Source organism: Citrobacter sp. Cpo032 (assembly GCF_030332975.1).
GTDB lineage: Bacteria > Pseudomonadota > Gammaproteobacteria > Enterobacterales > Enterobacteriaceae > Citrobacter > Citrobacter portucalensis.
The window spans coordinates 181,087-206,982 of the sequence record NZ_JAOWGU010000047.1 but is presented as its reverse complement, the minus strand read 5'-3'; the positions used below and the strand labels follow the sequence as shown (position 1 = coordinate 206,982).

Annotated in this window: 27 protein-coding genes; 12 read left to right on the top strand and 15 right to left on the bottom strand. The window is 51.1% G+C overall.

Annotated elements, in window-relative coordinates:
* Nucleotides 1-16: 16 nt before the first annotated feature.
* Complete coding sequence (yoaA, locus tag OGY33_RS17505) at nt 17-1,927, bottom strand: DNA repair helicase YoaA (protein ID WP_003020980.1); 1,911 nt, start codon at nt 1,925-1,927, stop codon at nt 17-19.
* 141 nt (nt 1,928-2,068) lie between these two features.
* Between yoaA and OGY33_RS17500 the strand changes: the two genes are divergently transcribed.
* On the top strand, nt 2,069-2,413 hold the full coding sequence (locus OGY33_RS17500; protein WP_003020984.1) for a RidA family protein: 345 nt from the start codon (nt 2,069-2,071) through the stop codon (nt 2,411-2,413).
* 6 nt (nt 2,414-2,419) lie between these two features.
* Here OGY33_RS17500 and OGY33_RS17495 read toward each other — a convergent pair whose 3' ends face one another.
* The gene (locus OGY33_RS17495; RefSeq protein ID WP_003020986.1) at nt 2,420-2,599 is read right to left on the bottom strand and encodes a YoaH family protein; all 180 of its coding nucleotides are present in this window, start codon (nt 2,597-2,599) and stop codon (nt 2,420-2,422) included.
* Between the two features lie 83 nt (nt 2,600-2,682).
* On the opposite strand from OGY33_RS17495, the gene pabB reads away from it, so the two are divergent.
* From pabB to pdeD, 4 genes are all read left to right on the top strand, one after another.
* A complete protein-coding gene (pabB, locus tag OGY33_RS17490; protein ID WP_048216193.1) occupies nt 2,683-4,044 on the top strand; it encodes an aminodeoxychorismate synthase component 1 in 1,362 nt (453 codons plus the stop codon).
* A gap of 3 nt (nt 4,045-4,047) precedes the next feature.
* Nucleotides 4,048-4,626, top strand: a complete 579-nt coding sequence (locus tag OGY33_RS17485; RefSeq protein ID WP_003020991.1) for a CoA pyrophosphatase — start codon at nt 4,048-4,050, stop codon at nt 4,624-4,626.
* Nucleotides 4,627-4,809: 183 nt separating this feature from the next.
* Nucleotides 4,810-6,174, top strand: coding sequence for an L-serine ammonia-lyase (sdaA, locus tag OGY33_RS17480; RefSeq protein WP_003833765.1), 1,365 nt, complete (start codon nt 4,810-4,812; stop codon nt 6,172-6,174).
* A gap of 130 nt (nt 6,175-6,304) precedes the next feature.
* On the top strand, nt 6,305-7,906 hold the full coding sequence (pdeD, locus tag OGY33_RS17475; protein ID WP_008785025.1) for a cyclic di-3',5'-guanosine monophosphate phosphodiesterase PdeD: 1,602 nt from the start codon (nt 6,305-6,307) through the stop codon (nt 7,904-7,906).
* Nucleotides 7,907-7,912: 6 nt separating this feature from the next.
* On the opposite strand, the gene yoaE is transcribed toward pdeD, so the two are convergent.
* Together yoaE and OGY33_RS24610 are read right to left on the bottom strand one after the other, a co-directional pair.
* Nucleotides 7,913-9,472 (bottom strand): CNNM family cation transport protein YoaE, encoded by a 1,560-nt coding sequence (gene yoaE, locus OGY33_RS17470; protein WP_149281072.1) that lies wholly within the window; start codon nt 9,470-9,472, stop codon nt 7,913-7,915.
* Nucleotides 9,460-9,618 (bottom strand): protein YoaL, encoded by a 159-nt coding sequence (locus tag OGY33_RS24610; RefSeq protein WP_370766360.1) that lies wholly within the window; start codon nt 9,616-9,618, stop codon nt 9,460-9,462. Before OGY33_RS24610 ends, yoaE begins: the two co-directional genes overlap by 13 nt.
* A gap of 313 nt (nt 9,619-9,931) precedes the next feature.
* Between OGY33_RS24610 and manX the strand changes: the two genes are divergently transcribed.
* The 5 genes from manX (at nt 9,932) to mntP (ending at nt 14,135) form a co-directional block, all read left to right on the top strand.
* Nucleotides 9,932-10,894, top strand: a complete 963-nt coding sequence (manX, locus tag OGY33_RS17465; RefSeq protein ID WP_003833768.1) for a PTS mannose transporter subunit IIAB — start codon at nt 9,932-9,934, stop codon at nt 10,892-10,894.
* A gap of 58 nt (nt 10,895-10,952) precedes the next feature.
* Nucleotides 10,953-11,753 carry a PTS mannose/fructose/sorbose transporter subunit IIC gene (locus OGY33_RS17460; protein ID WP_003021004.1) on the top strand — a complete coding sequence of 267 codons (801 nt, stop codon included), beginning with the start codon at nt 10,953-10,955 and terminating at the stop codon, nt 11,751-11,753.
* Nucleotides 11,754-11,765: 12 nt separating this feature from the next.
* Nucleotides 11,766-12,617, top strand: coding sequence for a PTS mannose transporter subunit IID (locus tag OGY33_RS17455; protein WP_003833769.1), 852 nt, complete (start codon nt 11,766-11,768; stop codon nt 12,615-12,617).
* A gap of 60 nt (nt 12,618-12,677) precedes the next feature.
* Entirely contained in the window at nt 12,678-13,136 is a 459-nt protein-coding gene (locus OGY33_RS17450; protein WP_048216190.1) for a DUF986 family protein, read from the top strand.
* Between the two features lie 432 nt (nt 13,137-13,568).
* Nucleotides 13,569-14,135, top strand: a complete 567-nt coding sequence (gene mntP / locus OGY33_RS17445) for a manganese efflux pump MntP (RefSeq protein ID WP_003021013.1) — start codon at nt 13,569-13,571, stop codon at nt 14,133-14,135.
* Here the strand turns inward: mntP and rlmA are convergent.
* The 6 genes from rlmA to mgrB all read right to left on the bottom strand — a co-directional run bounded on the left by rlmA (nt 14,132) and on the right by mgrB (nt 18,474).
* Complete coding sequence (rlmA, locus tag OGY33_RS17440) at nt 14,132-14,941, bottom strand: 23S rRNA (guanine(745)-N(1))-methyltransferase (protein ID WP_191238401.1); 810 nt, start codon at nt 14,939-14,941, stop codon at nt 14,132-14,134. The genes mntP and rlmA overlap by 4 nt on opposite strands.
* Nucleotides 14,942-15,004: 63 nt before the next feature.
* Nucleotides 15,005-16,750 carry a peptidoglycan DD-transpeptidase FtsI2/PBP3(PARA) gene (gene ftsI2, locus OGY33_RS17435; protein WP_003833773.1) on the bottom strand — a complete coding sequence of 582 codons (1,746 nt, stop codon included), beginning with the start codon at nt 16,748-16,750 and terminating at the stop codon, nt 15,005-15,007.
* A gap of 219 nt (nt 16,751-16,969) precedes the next feature.
* Nucleotides 16,970-17,179, bottom strand: a complete 210-nt coding sequence (cspE, locus tag OGY33_RS17430; RefSeq protein WP_001062678.1) for a transcription antiterminator/RNA stability regulator CspE — start codon at nt 17,177-17,179, stop codon at nt 16,970-16,972.
* A gap of 12 nt (nt 17,180-17,191) precedes the next feature.
* The gene (locus tag OGY33_RS17425; RefSeq protein ID WP_003034983.1) at nt 17,192-17,335 is read right to left on the bottom strand and encodes a DUF2627 domain-containing protein; all 144 of its coding nucleotides are present in this window, start codon (nt 17,333-17,335) and stop codon (nt 17,192-17,194) included.
* Nucleotides 17,336-17,971: 636 nt separating this feature from the next.
* Nucleotides 17,972-18,256, bottom strand: coding sequence for a YebO family protein (locus OGY33_RS17420; protein ID WP_003833774.1), 285 nt, complete (start codon nt 18,254-18,256; stop codon nt 17,972-17,974).
* A 74-nt stretch (nt 18,257-18,330) separates the two neighbouring features.
* Nucleotides 18,331-18,474, bottom strand: coding sequence for a PhoP/PhoQ regulatory lipoprotein MgrB (gene mgrB / locus OGY33_RS17415; RefSeq protein WP_003034977.1), 144 nt, complete (start codon nt 18,472-18,474; stop codon nt 18,331-18,333).
* Nucleotides 18,475-18,638: 164 nt separating this feature from the next.
* On the opposite strand from mgrB, the gene OGY33_RS17410 reads away from it, so the two are divergent.
* Nucleotides 18,639-18,878 (top strand): YobH family protein, encoded by a 240-nt coding sequence (locus OGY33_RS17410; protein ID WP_003034975.1) that lies wholly within the window; start codon nt 18,639-18,641, stop codon nt 18,876-18,878.
* 114 nt (nt 18,879-18,992) lie between these two features.
* Here the strand turns inward: OGY33_RS17410 and kdgR are convergent, their stop codons facing one another.
* Nucleotides 18,993-19,784, bottom strand: coding sequence for a DNA-binding transcriptional regulator KdgR (gene kdgR / locus OGY33_RS17405; protein ID WP_003833778.1), 792 nt, complete (start codon nt 19,782-19,784; stop codon nt 18,993-18,995).
* 174 nt (nt 19,785-19,958) lie between these two features.
* Between kdgR and OGY33_RS17400 the strand changes: the two genes are divergently transcribed.
* Complete coding sequence (locus tag OGY33_RS17400) at nt 19,959-21,332, top strand: MFS transporter (protein WP_048216186.1); 1,374 nt, start codon at nt 19,959-19,961, stop codon at nt 21,330-21,332.
* A 47-nt stretch (nt 21,333-21,379) separates the two neighbouring features.
* Here OGY33_RS17400 and htpX read toward each other — a convergent pair whose 3' ends face one another.
* The 4 genes from htpX to msrC form a co-directional block, all read right to left on the bottom strand.
* Nucleotides 21,380-22,261: a protease HtpX gene (gene htpX, locus OGY33_RS17395; RefSeq protein WP_003034964.1), complete on the bottom strand. Its 882-nt coding sequence runs from the start codon at nt 22,259-22,261 to the stop codon at nt 21,380-21,382.
* 192 nt (nt 22,262-22,453) lie between these two features.
* A complete protein-coding gene (gene prc / locus OGY33_RS17390) occupies nt 22,454-24,502 on the bottom strand; it encodes a carboxy terminal-processing peptidase (RefSeq protein WP_191238399.1) in 2,049 nt (682 codons plus the stop codon).
* A gap of 19 nt (nt 24,503-24,521) precedes the next feature.
* The gene (gene proQ / locus OGY33_RS17385; protein ID WP_003833781.1) at nt 24,522-25,208 is read right to left on the bottom strand and encodes an RNA chaperone ProQ; all 687 of its coding nucleotides are present in this window, start codon (nt 25,206-25,208) and stop codon (nt 24,522-24,524) included.
* A gap of 96 nt (nt 25,209-25,304) precedes the next feature.
* The gene (gene msrC, locus OGY33_RS17380) at nt 25,305-25,802 is read right to left on the bottom strand and encodes a free L-methionine (R)-S-oxide reductase MsrC (protein ID WP_003833782.1); all 498 of its coding nucleotides are present in this window, start codon (nt 25,800-25,802) and stop codon (nt 25,305-25,307) included.
* Nucleotides 25,803-25,896 lie beyond the last annotated feature (94 nt).

Here is a 25,896-nt window from a genome sequence, read left to right as displayed (position 1 = left end):
CACACTCCGTAACAAATTACTCAGTCGTTGGTATGGCAAGAAAGCGAACCGCGCGAGCGATGTCACGCGTCCGCGGCGCAGGAGGAAGACTCGCCAGGAAGGTGGCGCCGTATGGCCGCATAACCAGACGATTGTCGCAAATCACCAGCACGCCGCGATCGTCAGCATCACGTATCAGACGCCCTACACCCTGCTTCAGGGTGATTACCGCATCCGGCAACTGGACGTCTTCAAACGGATCGCCGCCGCGCAGTCGACAATCCTCCATTCGGGCTTTTAACAGCGGGTCGTCCGGCGAGGTAAATGGCAGTTTATCGATTATCACCAGCGACAGCGTATCGCCGCGCACGTCCACGCCCTCCCAGAAGCTGCTGGTGGCAACCAATAGCGCATTACCTGCGCTGACAAACTGCTGTAGCAGTTGTCCTTTGCTGGTTTCGCCCTGCAGCAGTACGGGAAGCGTCATGGTAGCGCGGAATTGTTCCGCCAGATCGCGCATCATCGCGTGCGAAGTGCACAGCATAAAACAGCGGCCGTTGTTCGCTTCGATAATAGGTCGCAGCATGGATGCTAACTGGCGCGCAGCCCCCGGCTGGTTGGTTTGCGGGAGATTACGCGGCACGCACAGCAGCGCCTGGCGCGTGTAATCAAATGGGCTTGGCAGCAGCATCGACTCGGCATCTTCAATACCCAGTCGTGCGGTGAAATGATGAAGATCGTCGTTTACCGACAGCGTCGCGGAAGTAAAAATCCAGCAGCCCGGCTTTTGTTCCATCACCTCTTTGAATTTATCCGCCACCGTAAGCGGTGTCAGCGCGAGGGTGAAATGGCGGGAGGTGCATTCATACCAGTAGCTGAAGCCTGGCTGATTGATCTCTTTCAGGCGCTTCAGACGCGCACGATAAAGCGTGGCGCGCTCAAACGCGGCATCCAGCAATGCCGAACGCCCGAGAGACAGCTTCGCCACGTCATAACACAGCTCCAGCGTGTCATCGAGCAGCAAAAACGCGCGCTGTACGCGCTGGTCGGCCAGCAGTTCCCGCAGATTTCCGCGATAGCCCGGCTCACCAAGCTGCAAGCGGAAGTCCTGAGCGCTTTGTGCAAGGCGATCGGCGCATTTTTGCAGCTGCTGAGTGTCTTTCAGCTCGGTGCGATAGGCAATGGTGATGTCTTTCGCCAGGTCTAACAGCTGGCGACTGGAGAGTGATTGACCAAAGTACTGGCTGGCGATATCCGGTAACTGATGCGCTTCATCGAAGATCATCACATCAGCTTCCGGGATCAGTTCGCCAAACCCGCTCTCTTTTACCACCATATCGGCGAGAAACAGATGATGGTTAACCACGACGACATCCGCATCCATCGCTTTTTTACGCGCTTTAACGACAAAACACTCTTTATACAGCGGGCAGTCGCTGCCCAGACAGTTGTCATTAGTGCTGGTCACCAGCGGCCAGGCCTGAGAGTCTTCCGCCACGCTGACGCAGGTGCTGATGTCCCCATCAAGGGTTTGATTTGACCAGGAGCGCAGCAGAATGACGTCGCTTAATGTTTGTACCGGCAAGTCGCCACCCGCCAGCGCCTGCTGTTCGAGACGCTCAAGGCACAGATAGTTTGAACGCCCTTTCAGCAGCGCCAGTTTACCGGTGAACTTCAGTGCTTTCGCGACGGTCGGGAGGTCGCGGCTGTATAGCTGATCCTGCAACGCCTTCGAGCCCGTGGAGACAATGACCTTCTTTCCTGCACGCAGCGCTGGGGCAAGATAAGCGTAGGTTTTACCCGTTCCGGTTCCGGCTTCTACCACCAGCGGTTGTGATTTTTCGATGGCATGACTGACGGCGATGGCCATCTGCCGCTGTGGTTCTCGCGGTTTAAAACCCGGTATCGCTTTAGCCAACTGACCGTCTGCTGCAAAATCGTCCGTCACACTGCCCCCTGTTCATTTGAACAGGGATTATGTCAGGCCAGCGGGTCTTTCGCCAGTTGAAGAGGTGACGTGGGCACAACATTATGGCAGTCTTGGCGCAACCCAAAGCTATTATGAAAAAACGTAAATGAGGAATGATTTATGACGATTGTGCGCATTGATGCCGAAGCGCGTTGGTCCGACGTGGTAATCCACAACAACACGCTGTATTACACCGGCGTGCCGGAAAATCTGGATGCAGACGCCTTTGAGCAGACGGCAAATACGCTGGCGCAAATTGATGCAGTGCTGGAAAAACAAGGCAGCAACAAGTCACGTATTCTTGATGCCACCCTATTTTTGGCAGACAAAAACGATTTTGCCGCCATGAACAAAGCCTGGGACGCGTGGGTCGTTGCTGGCCACGCGCCGGTACGTTGTACCGTTCAGGCCGGATTGATGAACCCGAAATACAAAGTTGAGATTAAGATAATCGCTGCAGTTTAAGCGGCGTTATTCGTCTTCATCTTCAAAACGCGCCACGATCCGCTCGCCGGTATGACTGGCGCGTAACTCTTCAGCAACCAGAGCAATGGCTTGTCCGCTGCTCATCCCCTGCGACATCAGCTCCTGAATACGTTCAACCGCTTTTTGCTGCTGCTCATGACTGAGTGAAGGTAAACCTGCAAACATTGTTAACTCCTGCTAAATTGTCTGCGCTAATTATTTCATGCTACCGGGCAGTTAGCCAGTAGAGTAGCAACGAGTCAGGACTGATGAAGACGTTATCTCCCGCAGTAATCACATTACCCTGGCGTCAGGACGCCGCTGAACGCTATTTTTCGACATTAAGCCATCTGCCCTGGGCGATGCTGTTGCATTCAGGTCAAGCCGACCATCCGCATAACCGCTTTGATATTCTGGTGGCGGACCCCGTCACCACGTTGGTTACACGTGCTGAAGAGACCGTAGTGCAGAACGGGCACGCAATCACGCGCTCGCTTGATGATCCAATGACGGTATTACATTCCGCGCTAGCTGCACACAAGATTCACCCCGAGTATCACCCGGATCTGCCGTTTCAGGGCGGCGCGTTAGGTCTGTTTGGCTACGACCTCGGCCGACGCTTTGAATCTCTGCCGACTATTGCTGAGCGCGATATTACGCTACCGGATATGGCCGTTGGCATTTACGACTGGGCGTTGATTGTCGATCACCAGTTGCAGACCGTATCCCTACTCAGCCATACCGATGTCGAGGCTCGCCTGAAATGGCTGGACGCGCAACAGCCGCCAACGCGTGAGCCGTTTATATTGACCTCGGCGTGGCAGTCCAATATGAGCCGCGCCCAGTACGGCGAAAAATTCCGCCAGGTACAGGGCTATCTGCACAGCGGCGATTGTTACCAGGTCAACCTCGCGCAGCGTTTTCAGGCGCATTACGAGGGGGATGAGTGGCAGGCATTTGTCAAACTCAATCACGCTAACCGCGCCCCGTTCAGCGCGTTTATTCGTCTTGAGGAAGGCGTTATCCTCAGTCTTTCGCCGGAACGTTTTATTCTGCTGGAGAACCAGCATATCCAGACGCGTCCTATTAAAGGTACGTTGCCCAGGCTTGAAGATGCCGATGCCGATCGTGAGCAGGCCCGGCGGCTGGCGAATTCGCCGAAGGATCGTGCGGAGAACCTGATGATCGTCGATTTGATGCGTAATGATATTGGCCGCGTTGCCGTACCGGGTTCGGTACAGGTTCCGGAGCTGTTTGTCGTCGAACCGTTCCCTGCCGTTCATCATTTGGTCAGCACCATTACCGCACGTCTGCCAGAGTCATTACACGCCACCGATCTGCTACGCGCAGCCTTCCCCGGCGGCTCTATTACCGGTGCGCCGAAAGTGCGGGCGATGGAAATTATTGACGAACTGGAGCCTCAAAGACGTAATGCCTGGTGTGGCAGCATCGGTTATCTGAGTTTCTGCGGCAATATGGATACCAGCATCACCATTCGCACGCTGACAGCCACAAACGGACAAATTTATTGTTCCGCTGGCGGCGGCATAGTGGCGGACAGTCAGGAAGACGCTGAATATCAGGAAACATTTGATAAAGTGAATCGTATTTTGCACCAACTGGAGAACTGATACGTGGAATACAGCAGCCTGACGCTTGATGATTTCTTATCGCGCTTTCAACTCCTGCGCCCGCAGGTCAATCATGCCGCGTTAAACCAGCGCCAGGCCGCCGTACTGATCCCCGTCGTGCGTCGTCCACAGCCGGGATTGTTGTTAACCCAACGTTCCGTTCACCTGCGCAAGCACGCCGGACAGGTCGCCTTCCCCGGTGGGGCGGTGGATAGCAGTGATGCCTCGTTAATTGCCGCCGCCCTTCGCGAGGCACAGGAGGAGGTGGCGATCCCACCTTCATGCGTAGAAGTGATCGGCGTTCTGCCGCCGGTCGACAGCGTGACCGGTTTCCAGGTCACCCCAGTGGTAGGCATTATCCCGCCTAATCTGCCGTATCGCGCCAGTGAAGATGAAGTTTCAGCAGTGTTCGAAATGCCGCTGGCCCAGGCCCTGCATTTAGGTCGTTACCACCCGTTGGATATTTACCGTCGTGGCGATTCACATCGCGTATGGCTTTCCTGGTATGAGCAATATTTCGTCTGGGGAATGACTGCCGGAATAATTCGTGAGCTGGCGCTGCAAATTGGCGTCAAGCCCTGACTATACTTATCTTTACGCGCGCCATAGACAACTTGAAACTCAGGTCACAACATTAGTAAAACCGCGGTTATCTATTAGTTTAATTCATGTGAATAGTTAAGCCGATCGCCGCGTTCCCTCTTACACTATGCGCAGTTATAACATCGTTACTGGAAAGCCCAGTCGCCCTGTAGGAGTATTATCGTGATTAGTCTATTCGACATGTTTAAGGTGGGGATTGGTCCCTCATCTTCCCATACCGTAGGGCCTATGAAGGCGGGTAAACAGTTCGTCGATGACCTGGTCGAAAAAGGATTACTGGACAGCGTTACTCGTGTCGCCGTCGACGTGTATGGTTCACTGTCGCTCACGGGTAAAGGTCACCACACCGATATCGCCATTATTATGGGTCTGGCGGGCAATGAGCCTGCTACCGTGGATATTGATAGCATCCCCGGATTTATCCGCGACGTAGAAACGCGCGGACGCCTGCTGCTTGCGCAAGGTCAGCACGAAGTGGATTTCCCGCAGAATGACGGGATGCGTTTTCACAACGGCAACCTGCCGCTGCATGAAAACGGAATGCAGATCCATGCGTACAATGGCGAAACCGTCATTTATAGCAAAACCTACTACTCAATCGGCGGTGGATTCATCGTTGATGAAGAACATTTTGGTCAGGATGCCGCGGGCGAGGTCAGCGTGCCTTATCCGTTCAAATCCGCGACTGAAATGCTGGAGTACTGCAACAGCACCGGCCTGTCTCTCTCTGGCATGGCGATGCAGAACGAACTTGCTCTGCACAGCAAAAAAGAGATTGAAGAGTACTTTGGCCACGTCTGGCAAACCATGCAGGCCTGTATCGATCGTGGCATGAACACCGAAGGTGTGTTGCCGGGTCCGCTGCGCGTTCCTCGTCGTGCTTCAGCTCTGCGTCGTATGCTGGTTTCCAGCGATAAGCTGTCCAACGATCCGATGAACGTGATCGACTGGGTGAACATGTTCGCGCTGGCCGTTAACGAAGAAAACGCCGCGGGCGGTCGCGTAGTGACAGCGCCAACCAACGGTGCCTGCGGTATCGTGCCTGCGGTACTGGCCTATTACGATCATTTCATCGAGTCCGTCAGCCCGGATATCTATACCCGCTATTTCCTGGCGGCCGGTGCAATTGGCGCGTTGTACAAAATGAACGCCTCAATCTCTGGTGCAGAAGTAGGTTGTCAGGGTGAAGTGGGTGTAGCCTGCTCCATGGCTGCCGCTGGTCTGGCTGAACTGTTGGGCGCGAGCCCTGAGCAGGTGTGTGTTGCTGCCGAAATCGGCATGGAACATAACCTCGGCTTAACCTGCGATCCGGTTGCCGGTCAGGTACAGGTTCCGTGCATTGAGCGTAACGCCATTGCTTCAGTGAAGGCGATCAACGCTGCGCGTATGGCAATGCGCCGTACCAGCGCGCCGCGCGTCTCGCTGGATAAAGTCATTGAGACCATGTACGAAACAGGTAAAGACATGAACGCCAAATACCGCGAAACGTCACGCGGTGGCCTGGCAATCAAAGTTCAATGTGACTAATACTTAATTTTCGCCCATCTGCGACGGATGGGCGAATTTGCCCCCTCTCCCTCGTCTACTGTAATTTTCCCCACTACACTTGCTCTGTTGCTGTTGGCTTCTGTGACCAACGGCTTATCGGGCGGCCCGCATGCAAACAGCACAACGGATCATTAAAAATTATCGCCGGAATCGCTTAATCGTCTGCACAGTATGTGCACTACTGACGCTCATCCTCACATTAACTGTCCGATTTATTTCGGAGCGTAATTTAAATCACCGAAATATCGTCACCTTTGCCAACCATGCTGTAGAAGAACTGGATGACGTGCTTTTACCCTTGCAGACCGGACGTGATGTATTGCTGCCGTTAATTGGCCTCCCCTGCTCAGTAGCGCGTTTACCCTTAAGCAAACATGCCGCAAGACTGCAAACGGTGCGTTCTATTAATCTTATTCAAAGCGGAATCCTCTACTGCTCCAGCATTTTTGGGTATCGCAATGTCCCCATTCGTCAACTACAGCCCGAATTACCCAGCAGAGAACCGCAACTGCTGCTGTCTACTGACCATTCGCTGATAAAAGGCAGCCCGATTCTGACGCAATGGTATCCATCCTCTGCCGATGGTGAAGATGGCGTGCTGGAAATCGTCAATATCGATTTATTGTCGTCTATGTTGCTTGAACCCCAGCCGCCGCAGATCACCGATGCCAGCTTAACCGTTGGTAATCGGCATCTACTGTATGATCAAGGTGTGGTCGATACTCTGCCTAAGCTAAATGATGAAAAACGCTACCAGCTGTCATCTCAACATTTCCCGTTTACCATTAGCGTCACCGGCCCCGGTCCCAGTGAACTGGCGATTAAACATCTGCCAACACAGCTGCCGCTGGCGGTGATCCTGAGTTTATTAGTGGGCTACCTGGCATGGCTGGCGACTGCCAGCAGAATGAGTTTTTCCTGGGAGATTAATCTGGCCCTTGCTGCTCGGGAATTCGAGCTATTTTGCCAGCCGCTGCTTAATGCGCAAACCCAGCAATGCATGGGCGTGGAGATTCTTCTACGCTGGAATAACCCACGCCAGGGTTGGATCTCTCCGGAAGTGTTTATTCCCATCGCTGAGGAGCACAACCTGATTGTGCCGCTAACCCGTCATGTCATCGCAGAAACCATTCAGCAAAGACACGTTTTCCCGATGAGCAGTCAGTTTCATATTGGGATTAATGTCGCCGCCAGCCATTTTCGTAACGGCACGCTGCTAAAAGATCTTAATCAGTACTGGTTCAGCCAGCACCCAATCCAGCAGTTGGTTATCGAACTGACCGAACGCGATGCGTTACTGGATGTGGATTATCGGGTCGTACGCGAATTAAATCGGCTTGGCGTAAAACTGGCGATTGATGATTTCGGTACCGGTAACAGCTCGCTCTCCTGGCTGGAAAAACTACGCCCGGATGTGCTGAAGATCGATAAATCATTTACTTCGGCCATAGGAACAGACGCCGTGAACTCAACCGTCACAGACATCATTATCGCTTTGGGGAAAAAATTGAATATAGAACTGGTGGCGGAAGGCGTTGAAACCCAGGCGCAGGCTCAGCATTTGCGCCGACACGGCGTACATTTGTTGCAAGGTTTTTTGTACGCAAAGCCAATGCCGCTGCGTGATTTCCCAAAATGGCTGGCGGGCAGCACGCCGCCGCCCACCCGACATAACGGGCGACACAGTATGCCCGTCATGCCGTTTCGCTAAACCCGGTTACTCGTCTTCGCCGTGAGCGGGTTGTTCTTTAACAATGCGAACTAAATCCACACGATAGTCATTCGCTTCGACAATCGTAATGCTCAGCGGTGCGACTTCGATAACATCACCTACACGTGGAATATGGCCGTTAGCCGCAATGACTAAACCTGCCACCGTGGCGATATCTTCGTCTTCATTCACTAACGTATCCACGTCCAGCGCCTGTTGCAACGCATGCAGATCGGTACCGCCTTTGACCAACCAACCACCTGCATCAGCAATAATTTCAGGTGTTTCATCGGCATCCGGGAATTCACCGGCAATGGCTTCTAATACGTCCAGCGGCGTGACCAGACCCTGTACTACGCCAAACTCGTTAGTGACGATAACGAAGCTACCGCGGGCACGACGCAGTACGCCTAACAGATTGATCGGGTCCAGCGTTTCCGGAACAACGATAGCCGGAGAAGCAGAGGCAATCGCCGCCACATCCACACCGTCTTCCAGCGCCACCAGCAGCTCTTTAGCACGCACGATACCGATGATTTCATCCAGTTCGCCACGACACACCGGGAACAGGCTGTGAGGTGAAGAGAGCAACTGCTCGCGAATTTCTGCCACGCTCAGGTCGGCATCAACCCAGCTGATTTCACCACGAGGCGTCATAATGCCGCGTAACGAACGCGACGCCAGGGAGAGGACGCCGTTGATCATATAGCGTTCTTCTTCCACAAACGCGCCTTCCGGGACAGGAACCGGCACCGGGTTATCGGATTCCATCTGCACGCTGGCCTGACGTTTACCGCCCATCAGACGCAGGATTGCATCGGCAGTACGTGCACGCAGCGGCAGCGTCGACTGGTGACGAATAAAGTTACGACGGGCAATCTGGTTAAACAACTCGATGATGATCGAGAAACCAATCGCCGCATACAGATAACCTTTCGGAATATGGAAGCCAAACCCTTCGGCAACCAGGCTCAGACCAATCATCAACAGGAAGCTCAGACACAGCACCACCACCGTCGGGTGTTGGTTCACAAATCGTGTCAGCGGCTTAGAGGCCAGCAGCATCACGGCCATGGCAATCACTACTGCCGCCATCATCACTGGCAGATGGTTGACCATGCCGACCGCCGTAATCACGGCATCCAGCGAGAACACCGCATCGAGGATGACAATCTGCGTTACGACAACCCAAAAGCTCGCATACCCTTTCGTCTGCCCGGTATCATGTTCACGGTTTTCCAGCCGCTCATGCAGCTCTGTCGTAGCCTTGAACAAGAGGAAGATACCCCCCAGCAGCATAATCAGATCGCGCCCCGAGAACGCATAGTCCATTACCGTGAACAGCGGCTTTGTCAGCGTCACCATCCACGAAATCACGGACAACAAGCCCAGACGCATAATCAGTGCCAGTGACAAACCGATTAAACGCGCTTTATCACGCTGTTTCGGCGGCAGCTTATCAGCCAGGATCGCAATGAAGACCAGGTTATCAATACCCAGAACAATTTCGAGAACGACAAGCGTGAGCAAACCCACCCAAATCTGCGGGTCCATTAATAATTCCATGACAAGCTCCTGCTTAAGGAATGACCAAACTGCGCGCTGAGGATCTCAGGCGTTAAAGCGATATGCAGAGAAAATTTGTGGCAAAAAGTGCCAATCTGACAGGCTTGATACGGCCTGAAGGTGAAATGACGTCGGTGACGATCCATATGGTGGGCTACTGCCCTATACTCCTGAGTAATTAAACAGATGCTAAACATAACAGAGAGAAGCTGTTTTTAGCAAAGATTTACCTTCCTTTGCAATAAGTTGTTTCGGAGATATTTTACCCTTCGAAATTTCTTTTTATCGGAAGTTAAATTACGGATCTTCATCACATAAAATATTTTTTTCGATATCTAAAATAATTCACGAAAATCATAGGTTTTTCTTTGTAACCCTTATCTGAATCGATTCGATTGCGGACGACGATTCAAATACATCTTCACGTTGATGTGTTAACGATAATAAAGGAGGTAGCAAGTGACCATTGCTATTGTAATAGGCACACATGGTTGGGCTGCAGAGCAGTTACTTAAGACGGCAGAGATGCTGTTAGGCGAGCAGGAAAACGTCGGCTGGATCGATTTCGTTCCAGGCGAAAATGCTGAAACGCTGATCGAAAAGTACAACGCTCAGTTGGCAAAACTCGATACCAGTAAAGGCGTGCTGTTTCTCGTTGACACATGGGGAGGCAGCCCGTTTAACGCTGCGAGCCGCATTGTCGTCGATAAAGAGCATTACGAAGTAATCGCCGGTGTGAACATTCCCATGCTGGTTGAGACCTTCATGGCGCGTGATGACAACCCAAGCTTTGATGAATTAGTGGCACTGGCCGTTGAAACCGGTAGCGAAGGCGTGAAAGCGCTGAAAGCAAAACCGGTGGAAAAAGCCGCTCCTGCCCCTGTCGCGGCACCTAAAGCAGCAACCCCCGCGAAACCAATGGGTCCGAACGATTATATGCAGATCGGCCTGGCGCGTATTGATGACCGCTTAATCCATGGTCAGGTGGCAACTCGCTGGACCAAAGAAACCAACGTAACACGCATTATCGTCGTCAGTGATGAAGTTGCCGCCGATACCGTGCGTAAAACGCTGCTGACTCAGGTAGCACCTCCGGGTGTGACGGCGCATGTGGTTGATGTCGCGAAAATGATCCGCGTCTACAACAACCCGAAATATGCAGGTGAGCGTGTGATGCTGTTGTTCACCAACCCAACCGACGTAGAACGTATCGTTGAAGGTGGTGTGAAAATTACCTCCGTGAACATTGGCGGTATGGCTTTCCGTCAGGGTAAAACGCAGGTAAACAACGCAATTTCTGTCGATGACAAAGACATCGAAGCCTTCAAGAAACTCAACGAACGCGGTATTGAGCTTGAGGCCCGTAAGGTTTCTACCGATCAGAAACTGAAAATGATGGATTTGATTGCCAAGGTGAAATAATTCTCTGGCATTTACTTAGTTTTCACACTTAAGTCTGTATAGCAATAGGAGAAGTACAATGGAGATTACCACTCTTCAGATTGTGCTGGTGTTCATCGTCGCATGTATCGCGGGTATGGAGTCGGTACTCGATGAATTTCAGTTCCACCGTCCGTTGGTGGCCTGTACGCTGATTGGTGCCGTTCTCGGGGATATGAAAACCGGTATCATCATCGGTGGTACCCTGGAAATGATCGCCCTGGGCTGGATGAACATCGGTGCTGCGGTTGCACCAGATGCCGCACTGGCCTCAATTATCTCTACCGTTCTGGTTATCGCGGGTCACCAAAGCATTGGTGCCGGTATCGCGCTGGCTATCCCACTGGCAGCAGCAGGCCAGGTACTGACCATTATCGTTCGTACAATCACCGTAGCATTCCAGCACGCAGCGGATAAGGCAGCCGAAAACGGTAACCTGACTGCGCTCTCCTGGCTGCACGTATCCTCTCTGTTCCTGCAGGCTATGCGTATCGCTATCCCGGCGGTAATCGTTGCGATTTCTGTTGGTACCAGTGAAGTTCAGAGCATGCTTAACGCCATTCCGGAAGTCGTAACCGGTGGTCTGAACATCGCAGGCGGTATGATTGTAGTGGTTGGTTATGCGATGGTCATCAACATGATGCGCGCAGGCTATCTGATGCCATTCTTCTACCTCGGCTTCGTCACCGCGGCATTTACTAACTTCAACCTGGTTGCTCTGGGTGTGATTGGCGCAGTCATGGCCATCCTCTACATTCAGCTGAGCCCGAAATATAACCGCGTAGCCGGTGCACCTGCTGCGGCGGCTGGCAATAACGATCTCGATAACGAACTGGACTAGCAGGTGAGCGAAATGGTTGATATGACTAAAACTACCACCGAGAAAAAACTCACTCCGAGTGACATTCGTGGCGTGTTCATTCGTTCTAACCTGTTTCAGGGTTCATGGAACTTCGAACGTATGCAGGCGCTGGGTTTCTGTTTCTCCATGGTACCGGCTATCCGCCGCTTGTACCCGGAAAACAACGATGCACGTAAGCAAGCGATTAAGCGTCACCTGGAATTCTTTAACACCCATCCGTACGTAGCGGCTCCAGTACTGGGCGTTACGCTGGCAATGGAAGAACAGCGTGCAAACGGCGCAGAGATTGACGATGGTGCCATCAACGGTATCAAAGTTGGTCTGATGGGTCCGCTGGCAGGCGTCGGTGACCCCATCTTCTGGGGTACCGTACGTCCGGTCTTCGCCGCACTCGGCGCAGGTATTGCGATGAGCGGCAGCCTGCTGGGGCCACTGCTGTTCTTCATCCTGTTTAACCTGGTTCGTCTGGCAACCCGTTATTACGGTGTGGCATATGGCTACCGTAAAGGTGTCGATATCGTTAAAGATATGGGCGGCGGCTTCCTGCAGAAACTGACCGAGGGGGCGTCAATCCTCGGCCTGTTTGTCATGGGAGCATTGGTTAACAAGTGGACGCACGTAAACATCCCGCTGGTGGTTTCCACTATCACCGGTCAGGATGGTCAGACTCGTGTTACCACCGTGCAGACGATCCTTGACCAGCTGATGCCGGGTCTGGTTCCTCTGCTGCTGACATTCGCCTGTATGTGGCTGCTGCGTAAGAAAGTGAACCCGCTGTGGATCATCGTTGGCTTCTTCGTCATCGGTATCGCGGGCTACGCTGTCGGACTGCTCGGCCTGTAAGACTGTTGTACATCACCGGGGGCTTGCCCCCGGTTTTTCTATTTAGAGGGTTGAGGATTCATGACTATCACGGACCTGGTGCTGGTTCTATTCATCTTTTCGCTGCTGGCGTATGCCATTTACGATCAGTTCATCATGCCCCGCCGTAATGGCCCTACTCTGCTTACTGTCGCCCTGCTTCCCCGCAGCAGAGTCGACAGCGTTATCTTCCTTGGCTTGGTAGCTATTCTTATCTACAACAACATCACCAGCCACGGCGCGCAATTTACCACATGGTTATTATGTGCACTGGTATTGATGGGGTTGTATCTGTTCTGGATCCGTACGCCAAAAATCATCTTCAAGCAGAAAGGTTTTTTCTTCGCCAACGTCTGGATTGAATATAACCGCATTAAAGAGATGAATTTATCTGAAGACGGTGTATTAGTGATGCAATTAGAACATCGAAGATTGTTGATCCGCGTACGAAATATAGACGATCTTGAGAAGATATATAAACTTTTAATTTCAAATCAATAACTTATAAATATAGCCTGAACTATGTTTTTATATATCAGTATAAAAACAAACATAGCCAAGGCTATATTTAACTGTCCACAATGTTATTTATTTTAACGTTTTATTTATAAATAAATCTAAATGAAAATCGTTTTCAATTAGGAGTCAAATATTATTTCTGCGTTTCTTGTTTTATATTCTCAAAATATGTTAAGGTTGCGCCCGTCGTTGGGGAGTAGCCGATTTCCAGACTCCGGAAATGTACGTGTCAACATACTCGTTGAAAAACGTGGCGCGTACGGACTGAATTTACAGGTTCAGTCAGGCGAGACCATAGGCACATCAACTGCAATGCATATCTGAATGGCGCTGTATTTACAGTGATTCCGGCCTGTATGCATGGTTACTGGGGGCAGTGATGTGTTTTATGGATACCCCGGTCAGGACGCTGTTATGAATCTCACCGCTACCGTTCTTCTCGCTTTCGGCATGTCGATGGATGCTTTCGCTGCATCAATTGGCAAAGGCGCCACACTGCATAAACCCAAATTTTCTGAAGCATTGCGCACAGGTCTGATATTCGGCGCAGTTGAAACGCTTACGCCGCTGATTGGCTGGGGCATGGGTATGTTGGCCAGCAAATTCGTGCTGGAGTGGAACCACTGGATCGCCTTCATTCTGCTGATCTTTTTAGGCGGGCGAATGATAATCGAAGGTTTTCGCGACAACGGGGATGAAGAGGAAGAACCGCAGCGCCGTCATGGTTTCTGGCTGCTGGTTACCACCGCCATTGCCACCAGTCTCGACGCAATGGCCGTCGGGGTGGGTCTGGCTTTCCTGCAGGTCAATATTATTGCCACCGCGTTGGCCATCGGCTGCGCCACATTGATTATGTCCACGCTCGGCATGATGATTGGTCGTTTCATTGGCCCGATGCTGGGCAAACGAGCAGAAATTTTGGGTGGGGTGGTGCTGATTGGTATCGGTGCCCAGATCCTCTGGGCACACTTCCACGGTTAATTCAGACGCTGCCAGACATGAATACTAAAATCGGTCTGGCAGTCAAACGTCGTTTTCTCCGCTAACGTTTTCCACACCTCCGGCTTTGCCCGCCAGGCGAACGGCGTCATTTGCAGTAACGCAACGGCCTCGCTGCCCTGAAGCTGCATCTTATACCCCAGCGCAATACTCTGTTGCAGAACAAAACCTTCCAGTTGCTCTGTGTGCGGCGCATGCAAACGCACCTCATCATAAATAAGCCCTTTCAGTTCCATTAAATGACGCGGTCCCGGCGTGGCGGTGATAACCCATCCCCCCGGTTTAACCACGCGTGCCAGCTCTTGCGCTTTACAGGGCGCGTAGATCCTGATGATGGCATCCATTGACTCATCTGCGAACGGCAGACGATGGCTGGAGGCAACGCAAAAGGTCACCTGCGGATAGCGTCTGGCTGCAGCTTTAATTGCCACTTTGGAGACGTCAAGACCAAAGGTTGTACAACCCGTCAGCGCGTCGGCAAACGCATGGGTGTAATACCCTTCCCCACAGCCAATATCCAGGATCGCTGCATCTTCTGAAGTCGACTTCTCTTTCAGCACATTCACAATCGCATCACGCAACGGTTGATAGTGCCCGGCATCAAGAAATGCCCGTCGCGCCTGCATCATCTCAGCGCTGTCACCCGGATCGCGCGATCGTTTATGCTGAACCGGCAGTAAGTTGACATACCCTTCTTTCGCCACGTCAAACTGGTGCCGCCCGGGGCAGACAAAACTGTTATTCGCTTGAGTAAGAGGCTGGTGGCAAAGAGGACAGGAAAACGACATGACAACTCCGGCAGGTGACTTAAGGGCGCAAGTGTAACGCGAATTGCGCCCTGGGAAAATAACTTACAGCGACGGCGAGGATACGTTGCTGCCGTGCATCACCAGCAGATGATCGGAGTCAGCAGGCATGCCATCTGGTTTAACGTTCTCCAGACGCAGGACATCACCCATTATCTGGCTGAAGACAGGCGCAGAGACAGCCCCACCATAATAAGCACCGTTTTGCGGATTATTGATGACGACCACCAGTGCAAATTTCGGGTCGCTCGCTGGCGCAACGCCTGCTGTATAAGCCACGTATTTATCGACATACTTACCGTCATCACCAATTTTCTTTGCCGTTCCTGTTTTAACCGCCACGCGATAATCCCTGACCGCGGCTTTAGTTCCCCCACCACCAGGTAACGCAACGCTTTCCATCATATGTTCAACCTGGTGAACCAGCGCCTCCGGCATCACTCGGGTACCGATTACCGGCGGGTCAATACGGGTAATCGAAAGGGGCCGATAGATACCAAAACTACCAATGGTTGCATATACGTGCGCCAACTGCAGCGGCGTTACCATTAATCCATAACCAAATGCAAAGGTCGCGCGATCCAAATCGCTCCAGTAGCGGCGCTGAGGCATCAAACCGCTGCTTTCACCGGTCAATCCCAGTCCGGTTGGATCGCCAAAACCAAAGCTTTTATAGGTATCCAGCAATTTTTGGACAGGCATAGCCAATGAAAGGTGCGACACGCCGGTATCGCTCGATTTCTGTAAAATCCCGGTCAGCGACAGTTCCGGGTAAAATCCGACGTCGCGAATACGATGTCCATCAAGGTAAAAAGGATGGGTATCAATCACGCTGTCGGGTTGTACTATCCCCTGCTGGAGTGCAGTCATGATCACCAGCGGTTTAACGGTTGAACCGGGTTCAAACGTATCGCTAATTGCACGGTTACGAAAATCATCCAGTACCGCGCCATCACGATTATTGGGGTTGAAGTCAGGAAAGCTCGCCATGGACAGTATTTCACCGGTAGCAATGTTGACCAGCACTGCGGCTCCTGATTCTGCTTTATTCCACGTAACGGCATTGTCCAACGCATCTTCGGTGACCGTCTGCAGACGCTCGTCGATGCTGAGCTGTAATTCGTGTGCAGGAACAGGCGTAACTTCGGTTATATTCTCAATGACATGGCCAAATTTGTCTTTACGTACCAGACGGGAGCCAGGTTTACCCATCAGCTGGTTATTAAAGCTCTTTTCCAGCCCTTCAATGCCTTGTCCATCAATGTTGGTAAAACCAATGAGATTCGCCGCTACGTGGCCTGCGGGATAGAACCGGCGGGATTCCTCGCGCAGGTTGATGCCCGGGAGATTAAGATCATCTACCCACTCAGCCTGCTGAGGGGAAATTTGTCGTGCCAGATAAATAAAACGTCCGCCAGGATTACTGTTAACGCGTTCCGCCAGCGTACTCAGTGACAAATGCAGAGTCCTTGCCAGAGCCTGCCAGCGTTCGTTGTAACCCACGCCTCCCTTGCTGATGATGGTCTTAGGATCGGCCCATACGGCGTTAACCGGAACACTTACCGCCAGCGGTCGCCCTTCTCTGTCGGTAATCATCCCGCGCGGCGAGGCAATAGTTACCTCACGTAACGAACGCATGTCTTCCTGTTTCACCAGACTCGTCGGCGTGACAATTTGCAGCCACGCAACCCGACCCAGCAGCAACCCCAGACTCAATAATATTGCCACACAAAGCAGGGCAAAACGTACGGGAGTAAAATTGCGCGCGTCGCCGTCGTTTTTCTTTTTCACCTGGTCTCCAGCAAGATAGTTTTTCAGGTGTCTGATTTAACGAGAAATGTCGTAAGAAAGCGGGGAAAACTATGCTACGAACATCACGCCTTTGCAACAAAGCGCTAATGGAAGGGCATTTAGAAATATTTAGACGTATTTTGAATTAAAAAGCCCCGCATAGGCGAGGCTTTATATCTGAGATGGTTGCGCATATGCGCTTCAAATCAGTGGTGTCGATCAGATAGCTGTTACGTTAACAGCAGCCGGACCTTTCTGGCCGTCCTGAATTTCGAACTCAACGTTCTGGCCTTCAGCCAGAGTTTTGAAGCCGTTACCCTGGATAGCGGAGAAGTGTACGAACACGTCTTTGCTGCCATCAGCCGGAGTAATGAAACCAAAACCTTTAGACTCGTTGAACCACTTAACTTGACCTTTAATCTTTGCCATTTGCAAAATTCCTTAGAGTATTTTCTTCGCCCGCAGGCATAACATAGATAAAACTGAGACATTACTGCTTGAGGCACTAATATAAGGTTCGGCAGAGAAGCGGTATTCAACGTCAACGTGTTTACTCAGGACTTCTTTACTGAAAATGCCACACATAAACAGAACTGTACCTCGTTTAACCCAAAACGTGTTATCACATACAACGTTAATAATGGCAAGCCATTTTTAAACGTGTCTCGATCGGTCGCACAAATCCCGTCGTTCATCAAACAGCAACTGCACAGTTATGCGCCACACCGAGAAGTGTTATATTCCCGCCGCTCACCCCATCCCCCGTCTGGCTTGCACCATAGCCGGGACATTTCTACCATAGCTCAATAGCTTCGGTTGTTCCAGATTAGCTGTTACAGGATGTGCCGGATATCATTTTTTATGCTTAGTAATGCATAAAATGTCACAAGCGTAAAAATGAGATCCGCCTTCTGCTTTTGCACCAAAATAATGAAAGAATGATGACAATGCACAAAAAAAGTAAGAGAAACGTTTCGCTGTTAATAAAACGATCGCTATCACAAAAATGACATAATCATATTTTTATCGTATGGGAAATTATATTTATATCAGACCGGGGATAAGATATTAATTGGTTGGAGCATCTGAAAATACTGAGTTTACACGCGTATCAGAGTGCTAATTACACGACATGTACAGAAGAAAATAATCTGGCACGTTGGTGACAGGATGAAACATCCGAGAACAAAAGCAACAGATCCTCACCCTGTCATACCGTTTTTACCGCTCAGCTACCAGGCGGATGATGTCATCATCTTCATCCTTCGCTGTGACCGCAGCAGGCTCTGCTGCTTTTTCAGGTTCGTTAGCTTCGCAAAGGCGACGGAGCAATGCGTTCTGTCTTTTTTGCTGATCTAACAATGCTTCAAGCAGCTCAATCTGCTCATTAGTACGCGAACTTGCCCGATTGACGAAAAACCACAGTACAAGCCCGACAACCAGAATCACCACCGATACAGCCAAAGACGCCAAACTCAACGCGCCAGAATTCAAAACTTCGTTCATTTCACCACCTCAATGTAGACAGCGTAGTTTACCACTGCCGCACAAGAAGGTAATCAACTGTGGCAAAAATGCGCTTACCAGGGAATAAATTTATTAATGGCACAAATACCGCTGAAAAATTGTACATCCTGATCGCACATGATGTTGAACACTTGCGCCCACATCAGTATGCATACCAGCACGACAACTATCAGCACTACCCAGCGAATTTTTTTCACTCCAGCTCCACTCTTCGAATCTACATCTTATGTCTATAAATTATCATGCGTTACCTAAACCCAGCGTTAACTGTATCGGCATTCAATCTTTTTAGGAATGATTCACTTGTTTCATCCCATGTACAGGCTAATCTAATAATAACGAGAAAAGATAAGAGGTTGTAATGCGTCTGATAATCCGCGCTATTGTGTTGTTAGCTCTGGTTTGGATCGGTTTATTACTGAGCGGCTACGGAATTTTGATTGGAAGTAAGGAGAATGCAGCGGGTCTGGGCTTGCAATGCCAATATCTGACCGCCCGCGGAACCAGCACCGCACAATACGTCCACACAAACAGCGGTATCATTGGCCTGTCGGATTGTCCCTTGTTAAGAAAAAGTACGGTCATTATTGATAACGGTTAATATAGCAACAATACATACGCTACGTTATTTGCACCAACTAACGTTATGACTGTTCATAAAAAACCCCAGATACAAAAATACCTGGGGTTTTTAAGTTGACGCTATTACGCCAGATTAGAACGGATAGTCGTTATAACCCATTTGTTCTGAAATTTTACGCGCAGCCGTATGCAGCATCGCCACATACTCGTGCAAACGTTCCTCTGAGAAACGCAGCGTCGGGAATGAAATACTCAAGCCTGCAATCACCACACCGAAACGGTCAAACACCGGCACACCGATGCAGCGCAGACCTTCTTCCTGTTCTTCGTTGTCTTCACCGTAGCCCTGCTCACGGACTTTATCCAGCAGTACCAGCAGCTCATCAGTATTGGTAATAGTACGGTCGGTGCTGCGTTTGTACTCAATACCGTCCAGAATTTGCTTCACTTCATCGCGGTCACGCCATGCCAGCAGAACTTTACCGATAGCCGTGCTGTACAGTGGATTACGGCGACCTACGCGAGAATACATGCGCAGATTGTACATGGAATCGATTTTATGAATGTAGACGATGCTGTCTTCATCCAGTGCGCCAAGGTGTACTGTTTCTTTGGTCAGGCGCGAAAGTTCGCGCATCTGAATATCAGCGCTACGGATAAGATCGACGTTTTGTAACGCGCGAGCACCCAGCTCGAATAGTTTCAGGGTCAGTGAGTATTTCTCAGACTCCCCTTCTTGTGCCACATAGCCCAGCGTTTTCATGGTCTGCAAAAAGCGATAAACGGTGCTTTTCGACATCATGACGCGTTGCGACAACTCGGTAATACCAATTTCGCGCTCTTCACCGAGCGCCTGCAGGATGCCAAAAACCTTCAGCACGGAAGATACAGAATCGGGTTGTTTATCCAGATCTGCGATTGCCATTTATCACCCCTTTCGAGTGTTTTATAAAAATCAGAACCGGTTTTTATTATAATTTCACGTATCAGCCCTCGCAATCGCTCTTTGCTTACTTAGTTACAAATCTGCGACCTAACGCCTGAATATCAATGCTAAAATTATTATTCTCATCATAAATTCCGACAATATTGACTTCCTATGGAAAAAACTCAGACCGATGGTCTGCCATTGCCCCAGCGATATGGCGCAATTTTAACCATTGTTATTGGCATCTCTATGGCAGTACTCGACGGCGCAATAGCGAATGTTGCCCTCCCCACTATCGCCACCGATCTTCAGGCCTCACCCGCCAGCTCAATCTGGATTGTGAACGCCTACCAAATTGCGATCGTTGTTTCGCTGTTATCGCTCTCTTTTTTAGGTGATATGTTTGGCTACCGACGCATTTATAAGTGTGGTCTGGTCGTGTTTCTGTTGGCGTCGCTGTTTTGTGCCTTGTCAGACTCGCTGCATATGCTGACGTTAGCGCGCGTGGCTCAGGGGTTTGGCGGCGCGGCGCTGATGAGCGTTAATACGGCATTGATCCGACTCATTTATCCTCAGCGCCAGCTTGGCCGCGGAATGGGTATTAACTCCTTTATCGTGGCTGTATCCTCGGCAGCGGGTCCGACTATTGCGGCGGCTATTCTTTCTATTGCCTCGTGGAAATGGCTATTCCTGATTAACGTTCCACTGGGGATCATCGCCCTGCTACTGGCTATGCGTTTTTTGCCACCCAATTCATCACGTAGCAATAAACCGCGCTTCGATCTGCCCAGCGCAGTGATGAACGCCTTAACATTCGGTTTGTTAATCACGGCACTCAGCGGATTTGCGCAGGGACAGTCGCTAAAACTGATTGGTGCTGAACTTGTGGGGCTTCTCGTGGTAGGGTTTTTCTTTATCCGCCGCCAACTCGCATTGCCAGTACCGTTACTACCGGTTGATCTGCTGCGCATTCCGCTGTTTTCACTCTCTATTTGTACTTCAATCTGTTCATTCAGCGCACAGATGCTGGCGATGGTTTCTCTCCCATTTTTCATGCAAACGGTTCTCGGGCGCAGCGAGGTTGAAACGGGCCTGCTGCTGACGCCGTGGCCACTGGCAACCATGGTGATGGCCCCACTGGCGGGATATTTGATTGAACGTGTTCATGCGGGTCTGCTGGGCGCGCTGGGCATGGCAGTAATGGCGTGTGGGCTGTTTTCGCTGGTGTTGCTGCCCGCATCACCTTCTGATTTTAATATCATCTGGCCAATGATTTTGTGCGGTGCGGGTTTTGGCTTGTTCCAGTCACCGAATAATCACACCATCATCACCTCCGCGCCGCGTGATCGTAGCGGAGGCGCGAGCGGTATGCTTGGAACGGCGCGTTTACTGGGCCAGAGTACCGGGGCCGCACTGGTTGCGCTGATGCTAAATCAGTTTGGCGACAGCGGAACACACGTTTCGCTGATAACAGCGGGTATTCTGGCTTCGCTAGCCGCAATCGTGAGTGGCTTACGTATCACACAACCGCGAGTTCAGGCATAAAAAAAGCGCGTCTGTCGACGCGCTTTTTATTTTAAGTCTGCTGCCATTTATTTCAGGTATTCACCGCTGCGCAGCGCTTCAATACGTTTGTCCAACGGCGGGTGAGTCATAAACAGCTCACTCAACGATTTGGATTTACCGTTGATGCAGAATGCCATCATGCTGGTCGCTTCCTGCGGCTCATAGCTGGTTTTCAGGCGCTGTAGCGCGGCGATCATTTTTTCACGACCCACCAGTTTCGCTGAGCCTGCATCCGCATGGAATTCACGATGACGTGAGAACCACATCGTAATAATGCTCGCCAGAATACCAAATACCAGCTCCAGTACCGTCGCTACCGCAAAGTAGATTAACGGGTTACCGTTGCTACCCTCTCCCTCATCGCGGTTGCCTCCCATAAACCCAGCGGCAATCTGCGCCAGAATACGTGAGATAAAGATAACGAAAGTGTTCACCACACCCTGAATTAACGTCATGGTAACCATATCGCCATTAGCAATGTGGCTGATCTCATGCGCGATAACCGCTTCGGCTTCATCCGGACTCATGTTTTGCAACAGGCCAGTACTTACAGCCACCAGCGAGGCATCCCGGCGCGCACCGGTAGCAAACGCGTTAATATCTGGCGCATGGTAGATTGCAACCTGCGGCATAGCGATCCCGGCCTGGCGGGCCTGGTTCGCGACTGTATTCATCAGCCAGCGTTCTCTTTCATTGCGAGGCTGTTCGATCACTTCCCCGCCAACGGACTTTAACGCCATCCATTTGGACATCAGCAGCGAAATGAAGGAACCACCAAAACCAAACAGCAGTGCCATGATCAACAAGCCTTGAACGCTGCTTGACTGAATCCCTGTCAGGCTCAATACCAGCCCGAAAACGACCATCACAGCCAGGTTCGTCAGCAGGAAGAGCGCGATTCGCATCATAATTTTCTTTTAACCTCAATTTAACAAAACGCACTATGCGATTACCCATATCGTATGGGTCTTATGACTATTTTCAAGCATCCATAGGTGCTAAGTCACCAGAAAGACACAACTTTACATTTTATCGTATCAGACTGACGTCTTCATGCGCTTGTTAAAAAAACAGGCACAATTTCTTGTGCCTGTTCGAGGTTATTGACTGGTTGCGGGCTGTTCCGCTGGCTTTTCTTTTTCAAGATGCGCCAGGTCGAGCGCGATTTTTACCGTTTCATCCAGGTACGGATCCGGTTCCTGGTAATCCTTCGGTAGATCGTCCAGTTTCTTCAGCAGCGGTTTGCCTTCACGCTTGAACCGATCGTTAATACGCGCCAGACGCATTGCGTCATCTTCGTTATTCTCTTTTTCACGCTGAGCGTAATTCAGAGAAGCGATGTTGCGCTTATCCTTCATCGCATTGAAACGCGCAATGTCCTTCATGATGTACTGGAACTCGGGATCGTTCGCAATACGTGCATTGTGCTCTTTCAGCAATTCAGGTCCGAACGGCGTCAGATTATCTGACCTGGTGTAGGTTGCCGCATCAATGCTGTCCCACGGCAGCGCGTTATCTTCAAACTTCTCACCGGTTTCAGTTTCTTCATTACCTGTCGGCATGATGATATCCGGCGTAACACCCTTACGCTGCGTGCTGCCACCGTTTACGCGGTAGAATTTCTGGATCGTGTACTGAACAGAACCCAGCGCAGGCCATTCCGGACGCAGCATCTGATCGTAAATACGGTTCAGGGAGCGATACTGCTGAACGGTGCCTTTACCGAAGGTGGGTTCACCAACGATCAACGCTCGGCCATAATCCTGCATTGCCGCAGCGAAAATCTCTGAAGCTGAGGCGCTGAAGCGATCGACCAATACCACCAGCGGGCCTTTGTAGTACACAACGCCGTCGGTATCACTGTCTTCACGCACTTTACCGTTATTGTCACGAACCTGAACCACCGGGCCGGAAGGAATGAACAGACCGGAAAGCGAAACCGCTTCGGTCAGCGCTCCACCACCGTTGGTACGCAGATCGATGATGATACTGCTGACATTTTGTTTTTCCAGTTTCTGCAACTGGACTTTGACGTCATCCGTCAGGCCAACATAGAAGCCAGGAATATCCAGTACGCCGACTTTTTCTTTGCCAACGGTTTTCACGGACATTTTAACGGCACGGTCTTCGAGACGGATACGTTCACGCGTTAGCGTCACGGTGCGCGTCTTGGTACCTTTACCGGCAGGCAGAATTTCAAGGCGCACCTTGCTGCCTTTAGGTCCTTTGATCAGCGCTACAACGTCATCCAGACGCCAGCCAATCACATCGACCATGCCCTTGCCCGTCTGCCCGACGCCGACAATACGATCGCCAACGCTGATCGCTTTGCTCTTGGCTGCCGGACCACCTGCCACCATGGAGTTAATGACGGTGTAGTCATCATCCATCTGCAGAACCGCGCCAATACCTTCCAAAGACAAGCTCATTTCAGTATTGAACTGCTCGGTATTACGCGGAGAGAGATAGTTAGTATGCGGGTCGATTTCACGGGCGAACGCTGTCATCGCCAGTGAGAACACATCTTCGCTGTTGGTCTGCGCCAGACGGCGAATCGCAAATTTGTAGCGGCGCGTCAGCGTTTCGCGGATTTCCGCATCGGTTTTACCGGTCAGCTTCAGGCTGAGTTCGTCAAATTTAACCTTGCCGTCCCACAGCGCATTAAGCTCTGCTTCGCTCTTCGGCCACGGCGCTTTGCTTCGGTCGAGGTTAAAGGTGTCATTACCGGTGAAATCCATTGGACGTGCCAGTACGCTTAATGCGTACTGATAACGTTCAAATCGGCGTTTTTGCGCCAGATTATAGAGATCGTAAAAGACATCCAGCTTGCCGGTGCGCAGTTCATCGCCGAGGACCGTTTTCTTTTTTGCATACTGTTCGATATCGCTCGCCAGCAGCACGTTGTGGCTGTAGTCGAGCAAATTCAAATAGCGGTCAAATATTTTTGCCGAAAACGCCTGATCCAGATCGAACTGGCGATAGTGTGATCGCGTAAAACGCGACGTCACACGTTCGCTTACCGTCGCATGCTGGGTTTCTTCCTTTAACACGGGGATTTGATCGGCACGCGTGATGTCTTCCACAGCAAGTGCCTGGCCTGCTAATGCAAGCAGACCAGCTAACGCAGTAAGCCTAAAAAAAGTGTTCATGCCAGGCCTGGCCTCCGTTTCAGAACACCAGGTGTTCTGCGCGTACAATCAAAGACATACCCGAATTCAGCTGTACACGGACGCCATCTTTGGTGATTTCTAATACGGTGGCATCCATCGCATTATTTCCTGCTTTCACCTTCAGAGACTGCCCTACCGTCAGTACTGAAATATCAGATACCGGGGTATGCTGTTCTTCGCGAGGAGCACGCGGTGCTTTTGCTGCTGGTTTTTCAGCACGAGGTTTACGCTCAGCACCTTCTTTACGACGCGGTGCAGGACGCGGCTTACGCTCGCGACGCGGGGCGTCTTCTTTTTCACCGGCGGCAGCAGCCGCTTCGCGTTTTTTCGCCTGTTGCTCTGCGCGTTGCGCCTGAACACGGGCTTTAGCTTCTTCCAGCTGTTTGCGAGCATGTTCAACATGTTGTTCATCCAGCTCACCACAAGGGTTGCCGTCGAGATCAACACGCGTTGCGCCCAATTTAACGCCATACAGATAGCGCCAGCTTGAAGTATAGAGACGTAAGGCAGAACGGAGCTGAGTCTTGCTGAGGTTCATTTCACCCTCAACACGCTCTACCAGATCCTGAAAAATGCCAATTTTCAGTGGGCGCGCTTCGCCTTCCGCACTAAAACACTGCGGGAAGCGTTCGGCCAGAAACGCGATGACTTCTTTACTGCTATTCAACTTAGGTTGATTTTCCATGAAATTTCCTGATTACAACGGACGTAGCCAACAAGCGCAGGCATGAACAGGCGACATTATAATGACGTCATCAGTAATTGCTACGTTATCCGTTGATTATCCTGCGACGCGCGCAAAGAATTTTTTGTAATCCGTCGTTGCAAGCACGGTTTCAAGCTGTGCCACAAGCGTACGCAGACCTTGTTCATCTTCTTCAGTAAAGCGGCCAAATGCCGTGCTATCAATATCCAGCACGCCGATTATCTGATTATCGACAGCGATCGGCAGGACGATTTCAGCGTTGCTGGCGGCATCACAGGCGATGTGCCCATCAAAAGCATGTACGTCCTCAATACGCTGAACCTGGTTCTGCGCCACTGCGGTACCGCACACACCGCGCCCTACCGGGATCCGCACGCAGGCAATTTTGCCCTGGAAGGGACCAAGCACCAGCGTATCGTCCTCAAGCAGGTAAAAACCGGCCCAATTCACTTCTGCAAGACGCTCGTACAACAATGCGCTGGTATTCGCCAGCGTTGCCAGAAAACTGGTTTCACCTGCCATCAATGCCTGAAAATCACGGTTCAGATCCGTGTATAGCTCTATTTTGTTCATTATATAATCACTTAGTTGTCTTACTTAAAACTGCAGCCTACTAAAATAAACATTAAATGCGTTAATGCTCAAGATCATTCCCGTCATGAGTTAA